Raw genomic sequence first — 16,077 nt, forward strand, 5'->3', positions numbered from 1 at the left:
CTGGGCGGGTGTTTCACGTGAAACCGATCGATCCGCGTCTGCTGCGGTACGCACGGGCCACCCGTGGCTTTCTGGTGGCGGTGGTGCTCCTGGGACTGGCCGGTGCGGGGCTGGTCGTGGCCCAGGCGATGATCATCGCCGAGGTGGTGGTGGGGGCGTTCGAGGACGGCCTCGACGCCTCCGGGCTCCGTACGCCGCTGCTCCTGCTGGGCGCGGTCGCCGTCGGGCGCGGACTGGTCGCGTGGCTCACCGAACTGGCCGCGCACCGCGCGAGCGCCGCGGTCAAGTCCGAACTGCGCGGCCGGCTGCTGGAGCGGGCCGCCGAGCTGGGGCCGGGATGGCTGAGCGGGCAGCGCACCGGTTCGCTGATCGCGCTGGCGACCCGTGGCGTGGACGCGCTGGACGACTACTTCGCGCGCTATCTGCCGCAGCTCGGGCTCGCGGTGGTGGTGCCGGTGGCGGTGCTGGCGCGGATCGTCACCGACGACTGGGTGTCGGCGGGCGTCATCGTGCTGACCCTGCCGCTGATTCCGCTCTTCATGGTGCTCATCGGGTGGGCCACCCAGTCCCGGATGGACCGTCAGTGGCAGCTGCTGTCACGGCTGTCCGGCCACTTCCTGGACGTGGTCGCCGGGCTGCCGACGCTGAAGGTCTTCGGACGGGCGAAGGCGCAGGCGGAGTCGGTGCGGGCGATCACCTCCGAATACCGGCGGGCCACGCTCCGTACGCTGCGCATCGCCTTCCTGTCGTCCTTCGCACTGGAGCTGCTGTCGACCCTGCCGGTGGCGCTGGTCGCGGTGGGCATCGGGATGCGGCTGGTCCACGGGGACCTGGATCTCTACACGGGCCTGGTGGTGCTGATCCTGGCGCCGGAGGCGTATCTGCCGCTGCGGCAGGTGGGCGCGCAGTACCACGCGGCGGCGGAGGGGCTGGCGGCGGCGGAGGAGATCTTCGCGGTGCTGGAGACGGCGCCTTCGGGTCCGGGGACGGGTGGTGAGGTACCGGGGACGGGTGGTGAGGTACCGGGCTCGCCACGCCTGGAGCTGGAGGGCGTGACGGTCCGCCACGAAGGCCGCGCCGAACCGTCGTTGGACGCCGCCACGCTGGTGGTCGAGCCGGGGGAGACGGTCGCGCTGGTCGGCCCGAGCGGGGCCGGGAAGACGACGCTGCTGAACGTGCTGCTCGGCTTCACCGCACCGACGGAGGGCCGCGTACGGGTGGGCGGCACCGATCTGTCGTCCCTGGACCTCGACCGCTGGCGCGAACAGATCGCCTGGGTGCCGCAGCACCCGTACCTCGTCGCGGGGACGATCGCCGAGAACGTGACCCTGGCCCGCCCGGACGCGGACGCCGCCGCCGTACGCGACGCGCTGCGGGACGCGGGGGCGTACGACTTCGTGGCCGCGCTCCCCCGGGGCGTGGACACCGTGCTGGGCGAGGACGGTACGGGCCTGTCGGCCGGGCAGCGCCAACGCCTCGCCCTGGCCCGCGCCTTCCTCGCCGACCGCCCGGTGCTCCTGCTGGACGAGCCGACGGCGGCGCTGGACGGCGAGACGGAGGCGGGCATCGTGGACGCGGTCCGCCGGCTGGCGGTGGGCCGCACGGTGATCCTGGTGATTCACCGACCCGCGCTGCTGTCGGTGGCGGACCGGGTGATCGAGCTGGGGGGAGGGACGGCGGGGACGGGCGTGGCTGTCGAGTCCGCCGCGGTCGCACGTCCGGCGGCCCCCGGTCCGGCGCGTGGCGACCTGGATGCGGGGGGACCCGACGAGGGCGACGCCGGTGCCGGGACCCGCGTCTGGGCGCACCCCCTCCGCCGTACGCGCGCCGCCGTCGGGGCCCTGCGGGGCCGGTTCCTGCTGGCCTTGGTGCTGGGGAGCCTGGCCCTCGGGTCCGCCGTCGGGCTCATGGCCGTGTCCGGGTGGCTCATCTCGCGCGCGTCCGAGCAGCCGCCCGTGCTGTATCTGATGGTCGCCGTGACCGCGACCCGCGCCTTCGGAATCGGGCGCGCCGTCTTCCGGTACGCCGAACGCCTCGTGTCCCACGACGCGGTGCTGCGGATGCTCGCCGACCTCCGGGTCTCCGTCTACCGGCGGCTCGAACGGCTCGCCCCCGCCGGGCTGCGCGAGGCCCGGCGCGGTGACCTGCTCTCCCGGCTCGTCGCCGACGTCGACGCCCTCCAGGACTACTGGCTCCGCTGGCTGCTGCCGGTCGGCTCCGCCCTGCTCGTCGGCGCGGGAGCCGTCGGATTCACCGGCTGGCTGCTCCCCGAGGCGGGCGCGGTACTGGCCCTCGGCCTGCTCGCCGCCGGCGTCGGCGTGCCGCTGGTCAGCGGCGCCCGCGCGCGCCGTGCCGAGCGGCGGCTCGCCCCCGCGCGCGGCCTGCTCGCGACCCGGGTCGCCGAACTCCTCGACGGCTGCGCCGAACTGACCGTCGCCGGCGCCCTCCGGAGCCGTATCGGCGCGGCCCGCGACGCCGACGTGACGCTGACGGCCATCGCCTCGCGCGGCGCCAGTGCCACCGCGCTCGGCGGCGGCCTGTCCGCGCTGATCTGCGGGCTGACCGTGGCCGCCGCCGCGTACGCCGGTGTGGGCGCCGTGCACGACGGGCGGTTGCCGGGTGTCGCGCTGGCCGTCGTCGTACTGACCCCGCTCGCCGCCTTCGAGGCGGTCGCCGGACTGCCGCTCGCGGTCCAGTACCGGCAGCGGGCCGCGCGCGGCGCCGAGCGGGTGTACGAGGTGCTGGACGCGCCCGTCCCCGTACGGGAGCCCGAGCGCCCGGCCGCCGCTCCCGCGACGCCGTTCCCGCTGGAGGTACGGGGGCTCTCGGCCCGGTACGCGGGGCAGGAGAGCGACGCGCTGAGCGGCGTCGATCTGACGCTGACCGCCGGGAAGCGGGTGGCCGTCGTGGGGCCGTCCGGGGCCGGCAAGACGACCCTCGCGCAGGTGCTGCTGCGCTTCCTGGACGCGCGCGAAGGCGGAGTACGGCTCGGCGGGACGGACGCGGCGGCGCTGGACGGCGACACGGTGCGGCGTTTCGTCGGGCTGTGCGCGCAGGACGCGCACCTCTTCGACAGTTCCGTACGCGAGAACCTCGCCCTCGCCCGCAAGGACGCGACGGAGGACGACCTCCGCGACGCCCTGCGCCGCGCCCGCCTGCTGGAGTGGGCCGACGGGCTGCCGGCCGGTCTCGACACCCACGTCGGCGAGCACGGCGCGCGGCTCTCCGGGGGCCAGCGGCAGCGACTGGCGCTGGCCCGCGCGCTCCTGGCCGACTTCCCCGTCCTCGTACTGGACGAGCCCGCCGAACACCTCGACCTGCCGACGGCCGACGCGCTGACGGCGGACCTGCTGGCGGTGACGGAAGGGCGTACGACGCTGCTCATCACCCATCGGCTCCAGGGTCTCGACGCGGTCGACGAGGTGATCGTGCTCGACGCCGGGCGCGTGGTGCAGCGCGGGCCGTACGCCGAGCTGGTGGGGGTGGAGGGGCCGTTGCGGAGGATGTGGGAGCGCGAGCGGGGGCCGGTGGGGCTGGTCGGCCACGGCTCTCGACTTTCCACCGCAAATGGGACTAACTAATGTCAAGGGCATGAAGGCGCCCGAACCTCAGGACTTCCCCAAGGACTCCCCTCAGGGCGGTCCCGGCGACGGGACCGCGCCTCGTGACGCGGACGCGGACGCCGAAGCCGAGGCCGACACCGAGGCCGACATGGAGCGCCGGCTCCAGAGCAGGTCCACCGAGCTCACCGCCCGCGTCCCGCAGCTGCTCGAAGCCATGCGCTCGGTCGGTACCGGCCTCGAACTGCACTCCACCCTCGACCGCATCTGCGAGACGGCCGCCCGCCTCGTCGGCGCCCGTTACGCGGCGCTCGGCGCTGTCGAGGAGGCGGGCGGCCCGCTCTCCGACTTCGTCACCTACGGCGTGGACGCGGACGTCGAGCGGCGGATCGGCCGCCGCCCGGACGGCCACAGCGGGCTGCTCGGCGAGCTGATCCGCCGTTCCGAACCCATTCGGCTCGCCGACCTCACCGCGGATCCGCGCGCGGTCGGATTTCCGCCGCACCACCCGCCGATGCGGACCTTTCTCGGCGTTCCGATCCGCGTCCACGGCGAGAGCCTCGGGAATCTCTACGTCACCGAGAAGCACGACGGAGCCGAATTCACCGAACACGACCAGCACATGATGCGGGTGCTGGCGACGGAGGCGGGCCTCGCCATCGGCAACGCGCGGCTGTACGAGGCGGCACGGCAGCGCGAGCGCTGGATCGACGGTTCGGTGGCCGTCACGACGGCCCTGCTGTCGGGGAATTCGGCCGACCATCCCGCTGACCACCCCGCCGAGCCCGCTGACGGGCACCCCGCAGACCATCCCGCCGAACACGCCGACGGCGGCGAGCACGCGGACCGGCCCGAGCACACCGACTCCGCCGAGCACACCCACCACGCCCTCACCGTCGTCGCCGAACAGGCCCGCAGGCTCGCCGACTCGGCCGCCGGCTTCGTCCTGCTGCCCACCCCCGAGGGAGGGCTGGAGGTCGTCGCCGCCTCGGCCGACAACCCCGAGGTCTTCCTCGGCACCCGGATCCCGGGCAAGAGCCCCGTCGTCGCCCAACTGCTCGCCGGCGAGGCCACGTACGTCGCGGACTGCACCACGGACCCGCGTCTGATCTCCCCGCTGTCCTCCCGTTTCGGCCCGGCCATGCTGCTGCCCCTGCACAGCGACGGCCGGGTGCTCGGCGTACTCGTCACCCCGCGCGCGATCGGCGCCCGCCCCTACACCGAGTCGGAACGCACCCTCGCGACCCAGTTCGCCTCCCAGGCCGCACTCGCGCTGATGATGGCCGAGGCGCAGCGCGACCGGGAACGTCTCGCGGTGTACGAGGACCGCGACCGCATCGCCCGCGACCTCCACGACCTGGTCATCCAGCGCCTGTTCGCCGCCGGGATGATGCTGGAGACCGCGCAGCGGCACTCGGACGTGCCCGAGGTGCGATCAGGTGTGGGCAGGGCGGTCGACGAACTGGACGTCACCATCCAGGAGATCCGTACGGCCATCTTCGCCCTGCAACAGGGCCCGGCCGAGGCGCCGTCCGGGCTGCGCACCCGGGTCCTGCGCGAGATCAACATGGCGGCCGTGCCGCTCGGCTTCAAACCCACCCACCGCTTCGTCGGCGCGGTCGACTCGGCCGTTGGCGAACTCACCGGCAAGAACCTCATCGCCGCCCTCCGCGAGGCCCTGTCCAACACCTTCCGGCACGCGCGGGCATCCCGCATCCATGTCACGGTCGACGCGAACGCCCGACTGCCCGACGGCACCCCCGCCGTACGGCTGTCGGTCGCCGACGACGGCGTGGGCATCCCGGCGGGCGGCAGGCGCAGCGGCCTGCGCAATCTGGGGCGGCGCGCCGAGTCGCTGGGCGGATCGAGCGAGGTCGGACCGGGTCTGGGCGAGCACGGCGCCGGCACGTCGGTGCTGTGGCAGGCGCCGCTCTAGGCCGTGCCAGACGCCGCGGGCCAGGCGGGACTTCGAAGACACGCTTTAGGGTGCGACGACGCGGGCGATGAGCTGCTCGATGATGACGGCGACACCGTCCTCGTTGTTCGCCACGGTGCGGCCCGACGCCGCCGCGATCACATCCGGGTGCGCGTTGCCCATCGCGTACGACGTACCGGCCCACGCCAGCATCTCCACGTCGTTCGGCATGTCCCCGAAGGCGACGACCTCGTCGGAGGAGATGCCGCGCTCGGCGCAGCAGAGCGCGAGCGTGCTCGCCTTGCTGACCCCGAGGCCGCTGACCTCAAGCAGCGCGGTGGGGCTGGAGCGCGTGAAGGAGGCCAGGTCCCCGGCGGCGGTACGGGCCAGGGTGAGGAAACCGTCGGGGGTCAGGGTCGGGTGGTGCGCCAGCAGTTTCACCACCGCCTCGCCGTCACCGTCCTCCGCCACCTGAAGCAGCTTCTCGGCGGGGGCCACGTGCGCGCCCGGGTCGTCGAGGAAGGGCGGGTACTCCGGCTCGTAGTTGAAGCTGGTCGTCGTCTCGACGGCGAACACCGTGCCGGGCGCCGCGTCGCGCAGAGCCTGTACGACGCCGAGCGCGGCGCCCCGGTCCAGTCCGCGCACCTCGACCAGCTCCCCGCCTCGGCGCAGGTCGACGACGACGGCGCCGTTGGCACAGATGGCCAGCCCGTGACGGTGCACATGATCGCTGACGACCTCCATCCACCGGGCCGGCCGCCCGGTGACGAAGAAGACCTCGATCCCGGCCTCCTCGGCCGCGGCGAGGGCGGCGACGGTCCGGTCCGAGACGGTCTTGTCGTCCCGTAGCAACGTTCCGTCAAGATCGGTGGCGATCAGCCGGGGGCGGGCGGGAAGCGGGGACTCGCTAGCTGAGGTCACCCGTCCATACTCCCGCACAGGTGTGCAGGTGAACGCGGAGGAACGCACATGTGAGCGCCCTCACGCACCGAGCTGCGCGGGGGCCTCGGTGGCGATCTTCTCGAAGACGGCCTCGTCGGCGGCGAAGTCCGAATCGGCGATGGGCCAGTGCACGACCAGCTCCGTGAAGCCCAGATCCTGGTGGCGCCCCGCGAAGTCGACGAACGCGTCGACCGATTCCAGCGGGCGGGCACGGTCCGGGGTGAAACCGGTGAGCAGGATCTTGTCCATCGGCCCGGCGTCCCGGCCGATCTCGGCGCGGGCGGCGCCGAGCTTCCCCATCTGGCCGCGGATGGCCTCCACCGACTGGGCCGGGGTGCCCTCCTCGTACAGACTCGGGTCACCGGTGGTCACCCAGGCCTGGCCGTACCGGGCGGCGAGCTTCAGCCCGCGCGGGCCGGTCGCGGCGACGGCGAAGGGGAGCCGGGGGCGCTGGACGCAGCCGGGGATGTTCCGGGCCTCGACGGCCGAGTAGTGGGTGCCGTGCCGGGTGACCGCGTCTTCGGTGAGCAGCTGGTCAAGAAGGGGCAGGAACTCCCCGAACCGGTCGGCCCGCTCACGCGGGCTCCACGCCTCCTGCCCCAGGGCGGTGGCATCGAACCCGCTGCCGCCGGCGCCGATGCCCAGGGTGAGCCGGCCGCCCGAGATGTCGTCCAGGGAGATCAGCTCCTTGGCGAGGGTCACCGGATGCCGGAAGTTGGGCGAGGTGACGAGCGTCCCCAAGCGGAGCCGTTCCGTGGCGACCGCGGCGGCGGTGAGCGTGGGCAGGGCGCCGAACCAGGGGCCGTCGCGGAAGGTCCGCCAGGAGAGGTGGTCGTAGGTGTACGCCGTGTGGAAGCCGAGCTCCTCGGCACGCTGCCACTTCGCGCGCCCTCCCTCGTGCCAGCGGTCAACAGGAAGGATCACGGTGCTCAGACGCAGACTCATGCTCCGAGCGTACGTCCGGCTCCCGGCGGCCGAGGCGCCGGTCTCCTCGCCGCTCAGGCGCCGAAGCGGAGGTAACGCGGGGGTACGGCGTCGGCCAGCCAGACGCCGTTGGCGCTCACCCGGAAGACGTGGCCGTCGCGGTGCATCGCCGCCGCGTCCACCGGCAGGACGACCGGGCGGCCGCGGCGGGCGCCGACGCGGGTCGCTGTCTCGCGGTCGGGGGAGAGATGGACGTGGTGGCGGTTCATGGGGCGAAGGCCCTCGGTGCGGATCGCGTCGAGGCTGCGGGCGACCGTGCCGTGGTAGAGGTACGCGGGCGGCTCGGCCGGTGGCAGGTCCAGGTCGACCTCGACCGTGTGGCCCTGGTTGGCGCGGATCCTGGTGCCTTCGATCGTGAAGCGCCGCTTGTCGTTCATGGCCACGACGTGGTCGAGCTCGGCGCGGGTGAGGGGGAAGCGGTGCTCGGCCGTGGCGCGGAGCAGGGCGTCGACCTCCACCCAGCCGTTCGGGTCGAGCGTGAGGCCGATGCGTTCGGGCTGGTGGCGCAGGTGCTTCGAGAGGTATTTCGACACCTTCACGGTGCGTCGTTCGTCGGGCGTTCCCGCGCCCGGTGTGTGTGTTCGGGTCATTCACACAGCGTGCCCGGTGGCGTCGGGCACGCGCCACTCATTTCGGTCCGGTCCGGCACGCTTCGATCCGATCCACAAACGATCAGCGCGAGAATGTTTGATCCACAGTCAACTCAGGTTATCCACAGGCTATTTGGCGAATCTGTGGACAACGAGTGCCTGAATTAACCCATTTGGTCAAGTTGACTGTTCTGTCTGTGGGTTGCGGTGAGCGCGTCCAAGGCCCGTGCCCGCACCTCCCGTTCGGTGGCCGTCGCGATGAACTCCGGAACGCTCTCCTCCCCAACGAGCCCCTGGACCGCGTCGATCGTCCCGGCCGGAAGCGCCACGGACCGGGTCCCGGCGTCCGGCGGCCCCAGGTCCCCCGACACCAGGTGCCTCTGAAGATGCCGGGTCGCGAACACCCGCATGGCGCGGGCCAGTTCGGCGTCGACCGTCTGCCGGGCGAGCGGGCGCAGACGTCGTACGAGCGACGCCGCTTCGGCCGCGTCCGTGTCCGTCGGCGGGCGATGGCCGAGATAGCGGGCGAAGACGTGCTCGGTCGTGAACTCCAGGAAGCGCGCGGCGATGTGCTCGACCTGCCCGCGAAGTTCCCGCAGATGGCCGGAGATCGCGGACAGTGGCACCCCCGCCGCGTACAACTCGGCCGCCACCGCCAGCTCCTGGGGGCTCGGTACGAGGAACTCGTCGTCCCGCCCGGGGATCCGCTCCAGCACCCCCAGCTCCACCGCCTCGGCGAGCGCCGCCTCGTCGGGGGAGCCGCCGAACCGCTCATTCAGCTCCGCGCGGGTGACCCGGGTGGCCCGCTCGTCCGTCCACGGCCCGTGCACCTCGGCGACCAGGCCCAGCACCCCGCCCAGACCGCGCCCGGCGTCCCACGCCTCCAGCAACTCCTTGATGGACGCCAGCGTGTAGCCCCGGTCCAGGAGGTCCGCGATCTGCCGCAGCCGGGCCAGATGCGGGTCCCCGTACACATTGGCCCGGCCCCGCCGCTGCGGGGCGGGGAGCAGCCCGCGGTCCAGGTAGGCGCGGATGGTCCGGACGGTGGCGCCGCTCGCGTGCGCCAGGTCCTCGATCCGGTACCGGCCTCCGGCCGGGGGCCGCGACGTCCCCGAGTCCTCCGACACGCTTACTCCTCCCACGGCCCCGGCACGCCACTGTCCCGGCTGTCCCGGCTGTCCCGGCTATCCCAGCGCTGCCCGGCCGACCGCTCCGGCAGCCGCACGGGCCGCGGGAGAGGTCGCCAGATACTCGACGGCCCTGCGGAGCGAGCCTTCCCGCGAGGGATGGTACGACCGCCGGAAGTACCGGGGCACCGCCGCGCCCAGCTCGCCCCAGGCCGGCAACAGGCCTTTGGCCACCGCCCGGTTGTGCTTGCGCAGCGAGTAGCGCGGCCGCCCCGCGAGCTGCGGATCGTGCCGGATCAGATACGCCGCCCCGCGCACCCAGAACCAGAGCATCACCGGCGCCGCGACGGCCATTGTCTCCAGCCGGCGGGCGTAGCGCACCGGATCGGGGCCGCCGCAGTGCTGGTACATGTCGAAGGCCACCGACCGGTGTTCGACCTCCTCGGCGCCGTGCCAGCGCAGCAGGTCGAGCATGACCTCGTCCGCCCCCGCGTGGTCCAGCGCGTCCGCGCGCAGCACCCAGTCCCCCAGGACCGCCGTGAACTGCTCGATCGCGGCGACGATCGCCAGCCGGAACCGCAACCACTCACGACGTGGCCACGGCACCCCGAACGGCGGTTCCTCGCCGAGGAGTATCTCGAAGAGGTAGTCGACGTGCCGGGTGTACGGCTCGGTGTCCAGGCGCTGTTCCGCGAGGTGGTTGAGCACATACGCGTGCTGCACGCTGTGCGTGGCCTCCTGGCCCATGAACCCCTTGACGTCCTTGAGCAGCACCGGGTCACGCACCAGCGGCAGGGCCTCCTTGAAGACCTTGACGAACCAGCGCTCGCCCGCGGGGAGCAGCAGATGCAGCACGTTGATGACATGCGTGGCGGTCGGCTCGTCGGGTATCCAGTGCAGTGGAGTGTCGCGCCAGTCGAACGACACCCGCCGGGGAGCGATCACATACGGCTCGTCCGAAACGGCTATCCCTTCAGGAGCCTGGGAGTTCAGGGTCTCGCCGTCGCGGTTCACGGCTTCTTCGTCCCTGTTCACAGCGGCGGTTCCAGACGGGCGATCGCGCGCAGCGTCCTGGGCGCGAAGCGGGACAGCAGCCGGGCGCCCCGGGCCTCCGGCGTGACCGGCACGACGGCCTCGTTGCGGACGACGGCCCGCAGGATCGCGTCGGCGACCTTCTCCGGCGGGTAGTTGCGCAGCCCGTACAGCCGGGCCGTCCGCTTCCGACGCCGTTTCTCCTCCTCCGCCGAGACCCCGGTGAACCGCGCGGTGGCCGTGATGCCGGTGTTCACGAAGCCGGGACAGATCACGCTGACCCCGATGTCCTGTCCGGCGAGCTCCGCGCGCAGGCATTCGCTGAGCATCAGGACCGCCGCCTTGGAGGCGCTGTAGGCGGGCAGCGCACGCGACGGCTGATAGGCCGCCGCCGAAGCGGTGTTGACGATGTGCCCGCCCTCGCCGCGCGCCGCCATCTGTCCGCCGAATATCCGGCAGCCGTGGATGACGCCCCAGAGATTGACGTCCAGGACCTTCTTCCAGTCCTCGCTGGTGGTGTCCAGGAACGGCCCCGAGAGCCCTATCCCCGCGTTGTTCACCAGCACGTCCACGGTGCCGTACTCGGCGGCGCACTTCTCGGCCAGCTTCTCCATCGCCTCCTCGTCGCTGACGTCGACGGTCTCGGCCCACGCCCGCGGGGCGCCGATCAGCCGGGCCATCTCGGCGGTCCTGGCGACCCCTTCGGCGTCACGGTCGACCGCGACGACCCGGGCGCCCGCCTCGGCGAAGGCGAACGCGGTCGCCCGCCCGATGCCGCTCGCAGCCCCGGTCACCAGGACCAACTGCCCGCCGAACCGCTCCCCGTAGGGCCCGCTCGCCACCAGGTCCCGTGCCCGGCGGGCCCGGCTCTCCCGGCGGGCCTTGCCCGCCGGCCCGAGCGCCGCGCCCTTCGACGCCTTCGCCGTGCCCTCTGCCTCGTCCGCCTCATCCGCCGGTTCGGGCTCGTGAGCGGTGACGAAGTCCGTGATCCAGGAGGCCAGTTGATCCGGCCGCGTCCGTGGCACCCAGTGCTTGGCCGGGAGCGTACGACGCACCAGCTGCGGCACCCACCGCTCCAGATCGTCGTAGAGCTGTTCGGAGAGGAAGGCGTCCCCGGTCGGGGTGATCAGCTGGACGGGTGCGTGCGCGTGCGCGTCGGTGCGCGGTCTGCTCAGCCGCGCGTGGACGTTGTCCCGGTAGAGCCAGGCGCCGTGCGCGGCGTCGTCCGGCAACGAGGCCGTCGGATACGGGTCGGCCTGCCGCCCGCCCCCGGATTCCGCCCCGCCGCCCGGTGCCGGGGACCTCCGCCCCGAAGGCACCTTCTCGAACCGCTCAAGAATCCTCGGCCACTGCCTGCCCAGCGGCCCGCGCCACGCGAGCTCGGGCAGCACCGGCGTATGCAGCAGATACACGTACCAGGACTTGGCGCCCTGGCCCAGCAGTTGGCCCAGCGCGCGCGGCGTGGGCCGGGTCATCCGCCGCTTGATCCAGTGTCCGAAGTGGTCCAGCGACGGCCCCGACATCGAGGTGAAGGAGGCGATACGGCCCGACGTGCGCCGTACGGTTACGAACTCCCAGCCCTGCACGGACCCCCAGTCGTGCCCCACCAGATGGACCGGCCGGCGCGGGCTCACCGCGTCGGCGACCGCCAGGAAGTCGTCCGTCAGCTTCTCCAGGGTGAAGCCGCCACGCAGCGGCTTCGGCGCCGTCGAGCCACCGTGCCCCCGGACGTCGTACAGCACCACATGGAACCGCTCGGCGAGCCTCCCCGCGACCTGGGACCAGACCTCCTTGCTGTCCGGATAGCCGTGCACGAGCAGGACGGTCGGGCGCGCCGGGTCACCCAGCTCGGCCACGCACAGATCGACCCCGCCCGTGCGCACCCGGCGCTCCCGCACCTCCACCGGCCCGCCCGACGGCGACGGAACAGACTGAAGCGACATCACGCACCCTTCGCCCAACGCCGCACATGCGGCAGATCATCATCCAGCCAGAACGCGCTCTCGGCCGGGTCCCCGGAGTCGGTGACCACCAGGATCTCCTCGAACTTGGCGCCCGTACCGCGGAATCCGAGGTGCGGCTCGACCGCCCACAGCCCGGGTCTCGGCGGGTGGTCGGAGAATCTGTACGGGCTCCACAGCGGCGACCAGCCGTCCCGGTGCCCGTGCAGCGCGTCGCTCGCCAGGCCCTTGAGCGCCTGCGTACCGAAGCCGAAGACATGCGGTGACCAGCGCCGGTCCCGCACGCGGTCGATCTTGTGGGCGATCACACCGAAGGGGTAGGCCCGGTGTCTGTTCTCGTATCCCTGGCGGACCATCAGCCGGTCCACGTCCTCGTAGATCTCCCGCAGCGAACGCCGCTCGCGCACCTCGCGCAGGATCAGCTCACGGTGTGCCCGGAGATCGGCGAGCAGTTTGTCGTGCAGTGGATTGGTGCCGTCGGCGCCCAGACAGCCCGAGTAGCCGACATCGGCGGTGAAACCCCCGTGGACCGGTGCCATGTCGAGGATGTACGGCATGCCCTCCGTCAGCCTGCGGTTGGTGGGGAAGAACTGGAGCGGGATCCGGAACCCCGTGAAAGCCGTGCGGTCCCCGAACCAGGCGAAGGGCAGATGGAACCAGTCGCGCACCCCGCGCGCCCGCAGCCACTCGCGCTGCATCCGGGCGGCCTCGCGCTCCGTGACCCCCGGCCGCAGGCGCGCGGCCACCGCTTCGGCGCACTCGTAGGCCAGCCGCTGCACGGATCTGAATCCCCGCAGCTCCGCGGCCTGTTCTGCCGTCACCGCTGAAGCCATGCCACCCCTCCGTGCCGATCGCGGGCGTGCTGCCCGACCGCCCTCGCCGCGCCCGATCGCCGTACGTGCCCGTAACTTGACACTGATGAATGTGACAATGTCCGGCGGCTGCGTCAAGGCCCCCTCCCAGCCTGTGGATAACCTCGCCGACCCGGAACCTTCGTCGTAACTTTTTACGCTGCCCTTACGGGTCCGTACGTCTCAAGGGGGACCCCGAGACAGCCGCCAGGGCTGACGTCCGCTGTGGTGTGCGCCACTACCGTCATGAACGTGACTGTGATCGCCACTGAAGGCCTGAGTAAGCGGTTCCCCCGGGTAACCGCGCTTGACCGGCTCTCCTTGGACATCGGACCGGGCGTGACCGGTCTGGTGGGTGCCAACGGAGCCGGCAAGTCCACCATGATCAAGATCCTGCTGGGTCTGTCCCCCGCCACGGAAGGCCGGGCCGCAGTGCTTGGGTTCGACGTCGCCACCGACGGCGCCGCCATCCGCGAGAGCGTCGGATACATGCCCGAGCACGACTGCCTGCCGCCCGATGTCTCGGCGACCGAACTCGTCGTCCACATGGCGCGCATGTCCGGCCTCCCGCCGACCGCCGCCCGTGAACGCACCGCGGACACGCTGCGCCACGTCGGCCTGTACGAGGAGCGGTACCGCCCCATCGGCGGCTACTCGACCGGTATGAAGCAGCGCGTCAAACTCGCGCAGGCGCTGGTCCACGACCCCAAACTCGTCCTCCTCGACGAGCCGACGAACGGCCTCGACCCCGTCGGCCGCGACGAGATGCTCAACCTGATCCGCCGCGTCTACACGGACTTCGGCATCTCCGTCCTCGTGACCTCGCACCTCCTCGGCGAGCTCGAACGCACCTGTGACCACGTTGTCGTCATCGACGGCGGCAAACTGCTGCGCTCCAGCTCCACGAGCGACTTCACGCAGAACACCGCGACACTCGCCGTCGAGGTCACCGACACCGACACCCACCCGGACGGCACCCGCGCCCTGCGCGAGGCCCTCACCACGGCCGGGCTCTCGCTCCACGCGGGCGAGGAGGACGGGCTGCCGGGCGCCGGCCACATCCTGCTCATCGAGGCCAAGGGCGAGGAGACGTACGACGTCGTACGCGACACCGTCGCCGAACTCGGGCTCGGTCTCGTACGGATGGAACAGCGCCGCCACCACATCGCCGAGGTCTTCCGCGCGAAGGACGCCGCGCAGGAGGCCGCGCGGGACGCCCGGACGGCCACCGGTGACGGACAGCCCGTACCGGCGCAGCAGGGCACCGCGGAATTCGCACTTCAGAAGGGAGGCGGCAGCGATGAGCGCTGATCTCACCCAGATCCACAACATCGGCTACCGCAACTACGACGGCCCGCGGCTCGGCCGCGCCTACGCCCGCCGCTCCCTCTACTCGCAGTCCCTGCGCGGCTCCTACGGCCTCGGCCGGTCCGCCAAGTCCAAGATCCTGCCGATGATCCTGTTCGCCGTGATGTGCGTACCCGCGGCGATCATGGTCGCGGTCGCCGTCGCCACCAAGTCGAACGACCTGCCCGTCGAGTACACGCGGTACGCGATCTTCACCCAGGCCCTCATCGCGCTCTTCCTCGCCGCCCAGGCGCCGCAGTCCGTCTCGCGCGACCTGCGCTTCAAGACGGTGCCGCTGTACTTCTCGCGGCCGATCGAGCGCTTCGACTACGTCGTCGCCAAGTACGGCGCGATGGCCTCCGCCCTCTTCGTCCTGACCGCCGCACCGCTCCTGGTCCTCTACATCGGCTCGCTGCTCGCCAAGATGGACTTCGTCGACCAGACGACGGGCTTCGGACAGGGGCTCGTCTCCGTGGCGCTTCTCTCGCTGCTCTTCGGCGGACTCGGCCTGGTGCTGGCCGCCCTCACCCCGCGCCGCGGCTTCGGTGTCGCCGCCGTGATCGCCACGCTGACCATCACCTACGGCGCTGTCTCCACCGTCCAGGCCATCGCCTTCGAGACCGGCTCCTCCGGCGCCGTCCAGTGGCTCGGCCTCTTCTCACCCATCACGCTCATCGACGGCGTACAGACCGCGTTCCTCGGCGCTTCCACGTCGTTCCCCGGCTCGGACGGGCCGTCGGCCGGTGTCGGAGTCGTCTATCTGCTGGTCGTTCTCGCGCTCATCCTCGGCTCGTACGCCGTCCTCATGCGCCGTTACCGGAAGGTCGGGCTGTGACCACCATCAACATCGAGCACGCGTCGCGCTGGTTCGGCAACGTGGTCGCCGTCAACGACGTGACGATGACCGTCGGCCCCGGCGTCACCGGGCTGCTCGGACCCAACGGCGCGGGCAAGTCGACGCTCATCAACATGATGGCCGGCTTCCTGGCGCCCTCCAACGGAAGCGTCACTCTCGACGGCGACGCGATCTGGCGCAACGAGTCCGTCTACCGCCAGGTCGGCATCGTCCCCGAACGCGAGGGGATGTACGACTTCCTCACCGGGCTCGACTTCGTCGTCGCCAACGCCGAACTGCACGGCCTCGGTAAGAAGGCGGCCCAGAAGGCGCTCGCCACCGTCGAGATGGAGTACGCGCAGGACCGCAAGATCGCGACGTACAGCAAGGGCATGCGGCAGCGCGTGAAGATGGCCTCCGCGCTCGTCCACGAGCCGTCCGTACTGCTCCTCGACGAGCCCTTCAACGGCATGGACCCGCGCCAGCGCATGCAACTGATGGAGTTGCTGCGGCGCATGGGCGACTCCGGCCGCACCGTCCTGTTCTCCTCGCACATCCTTGAGGAGGTCGAGCAGCTGGCCTCGCACATCGAGGTGATCGTCGCGGGCAGGCACGCCGCGTCCGGCGACTTCCGCAAGATCCGCCGGCTGATGACCGACCGGCCGCACCGCTACCTCGTACGGTCCAGCGACGACCGCGTCCTGGCCGCCGCGCTGATCGCCGACCCCTCGACGGCCGGCATCGAGGTCGACCTCACCGAGGGCGCGCTGCGCATCCAGGCCGTCGACTTCGGGCGCTTCACCGAGCTGCTGCCGAGGGTCGCCCGTGAGCACTCCATCCGGCTGCTCACGGTCTCGCCGTCCGACGAGTCCCTCGAATCGGTCTTCTCGTACCTCGTAGCGGCCTGAGCGGCCTTGACAAGGAGCTGTGACG

At 71.9% G+C, this 16,077-nt stretch carries 12 protein-coding genes; 5 read left to right on the forward strand and 7 right to left on the reverse strand.

Annotation, left to right across the window (positions count from 1 at the left end; genetic code table 11):
- The first annotated feature begins 17 nt into the window (after positions 1 to 17).
- Both cydD and OIE74_RS19245 read left to right on the forward strand, forming a co-directional pair.
- Positions 18 to 3,581 (forward strand): thiol reductant ABC exporter subunit CydD, encoded by a 3,564-nt coding sequence (cydD, locus tag OIE74_RS19240; RefSeq protein ID WP_329385131.1) that lies wholly within the window; start codon positions 18 to 20, stop codon positions 3,579 to 3,581.
- Positions 3,582 to 3,711: 130 nt separating this feature from the next.
- Positions 3,712 to 5,496 (forward strand): GAF domain-containing sensor histidine kinase, encoded by a 1,785-nt coding sequence (locus OIE74_RS19245; protein WP_329392349.1) that lies wholly within the window; start codon positions 3,712 to 3,714, stop codon positions 5,494 to 5,496.
- A 45-nt stretch (positions 5,497 to 5,541) separates the two neighbouring features.
- Here the strand turns inward: OIE74_RS19245 and OIE74_RS19250 are convergent, their stop codons facing one another.
- From OIE74_RS19250 to OIE74_RS19280, 7 genes are all read right to left on the reverse strand, one after another.
- On the reverse strand, positions 5,542 to 6,396 hold the full coding sequence (locus OIE74_RS19250; RefSeq protein WP_329385133.1) for a Cof-type HAD-IIB family hydrolase: 855 nt from the start codon (positions 6,394 to 6,396) through the stop codon (positions 5,542 to 5,544).
- A gap of 60 nt (positions 6,397 to 6,456) precedes the next feature.
- Positions 6,457 to 7,362, reverse strand: coding sequence for an LLM class flavin-dependent oxidoreductase (locus OIE74_RS19255; RefSeq protein WP_329385136.1), 906 nt, complete (start codon positions 7,360 to 7,362; stop codon positions 6,457 to 6,459).
- Positions 7,363 to 7,415: 53 nt separating this feature from the next.
- A complete protein-coding gene (locus OIE74_RS19260) occupies positions 7,416 to 7,991 on the reverse strand; it encodes an RNA 2'-phosphotransferase (protein ID WP_329385139.1) in 576 nt (191 codons plus the stop codon).
- 164 nt (positions 7,992 to 8,155) lie between these two features.
- Positions 8,156 to 9,118, reverse strand: a complete 963-nt coding sequence (locus OIE74_RS19265) for a MerR family transcriptional regulator (protein WP_329385142.1) — start codon at positions 9,116 to 9,118, stop codon at positions 8,156 to 8,158.
- Positions 9,119 to 9,175: 57 nt separating this feature from the next.
- Positions 9,176 to 10,087: a metal-dependent hydrolase gene (locus OIE74_RS19270; protein ID WP_329392350.1), complete on the reverse strand. Its 912-nt coding sequence runs from the start codon at positions 10,085 to 10,087 to the stop codon at positions 9,176 to 9,178.
- A 62-nt stretch (positions 10,088 to 10,149) separates the two neighbouring features.
- Complete coding sequence (locus OIE74_RS19275; RefSeq protein ID WP_329385145.1) at positions 10,150 to 12,093, reverse strand: SDR family oxidoreductase; 1,944 nt, start codon at positions 12,091 to 12,093, stop codon at positions 10,150 to 10,152.
- A complete protein-coding gene (locus OIE74_RS19280) occupies positions 12,093 to 12,944 on the reverse strand; it encodes a M24 family metallopeptidase (RefSeq protein WP_329385147.1) in 852 nt (283 codons plus the stop codon). Before OIE74_RS19280 ends, OIE74_RS19275 begins: the two co-directional genes overlap by 1 nt.
- A 264-nt stretch (positions 12,945 to 13,208) precedes the next feature.
- On the opposite strand from OIE74_RS19280, the gene OIE74_RS19285 reads away from it, so the two are divergent.
- From OIE74_RS19285 to OIE74_RS19295, 3 genes are read left to right on the forward strand one after another with little or no spacing between them, the layout of a single operon-like run.
- A complete protein-coding gene (locus OIE74_RS19285) occupies positions 13,209 to 14,273 on the forward strand; it encodes an ABC transporter ATP-binding protein (protein ID WP_329385150.1) in 1,065 nt (354 codons plus the stop codon).
- Entirely contained in the window at positions 14,263 to 15,144 is an 882-nt protein-coding gene (locus OIE74_RS19290) for an ABC transporter permease subunit (protein ID WP_329385153.1), read from the forward strand. The genes OIE74_RS19285 and OIE74_RS19290 overlap by 11 nt, the downstream gene beginning before the upstream one ends.
- Entirely contained in the window at positions 15,141 to 16,052 is a 912-nt protein-coding gene (locus OIE74_RS19295) for an ABC transporter ATP-binding protein (protein WP_329385155.1), read from the forward strand. Before OIE74_RS19290 ends, OIE74_RS19295 begins: the two co-directional genes overlap by 4 nt.
- Positions 16,053 to 16,077: the final 25 nt, after the last annotated feature.

The sequence above is a fragment of the Streptomyces sp. NBC_01716 genome (genome assembly GCF_036248275.1).
Lineage (GTDB): Bacteria > Actinomycetota > Actinomycetes > Streptomycetales > Streptomycetaceae > Streptomyces.

Bases quoted from the DNA above. Each gene is read 5' to 3' on its own strand.
- OIE74_RS19245 (WP_329392349.1), top strand. From the start codon at position 3,712: ATGGAGCGCCGGCTCCAGAGCAGGTCCACCGAGCTCACCGCCCGCGTC.
- OIE74_RS19280 (WP_329385147.1), bottom strand. From the start codon at position 12,944: ATGGCTTCAGCGGTGACGGCAGAACAGGCCGCGGAGCTGCGGGGATTC.
- OIE74_RS19255 (WP_329385136.1), bottom strand. From the start codon at position 7,362: ATGAGTCTGCGTCTGAGCACCGTGATCCTTCCTGTTGACCGCTGGCAC.
- OIE74_RS19290 (WP_329385153.1), top strand. From the start codon at position 14,263: ATGAGCGCTGATCTCACCCAGATCCACAACATCGGCTACCGCAACTAC.
- OIE74_RS19285 (WP_329385150.1), top strand. From the start codon at position 13,209: ATGAACGTGACTGTGATCGCCACTGAAGGCCTGAGTAAGCGGTTCCCC.
- OIE74_RS19275 (WP_329385145.1), bottom strand. From the start codon at position 12,093: ATGTCGCTTCAGTCTGTTCCGTCGCCGTCGGGCGGGCCGGTGGAGGTG.
- OIE74_RS19260 (WP_329385139.1), bottom strand. From the start codon at position 7,991: ATGACCCGAACACACACACCGGGCGCGGGAACGCCCGACGAACGACGC.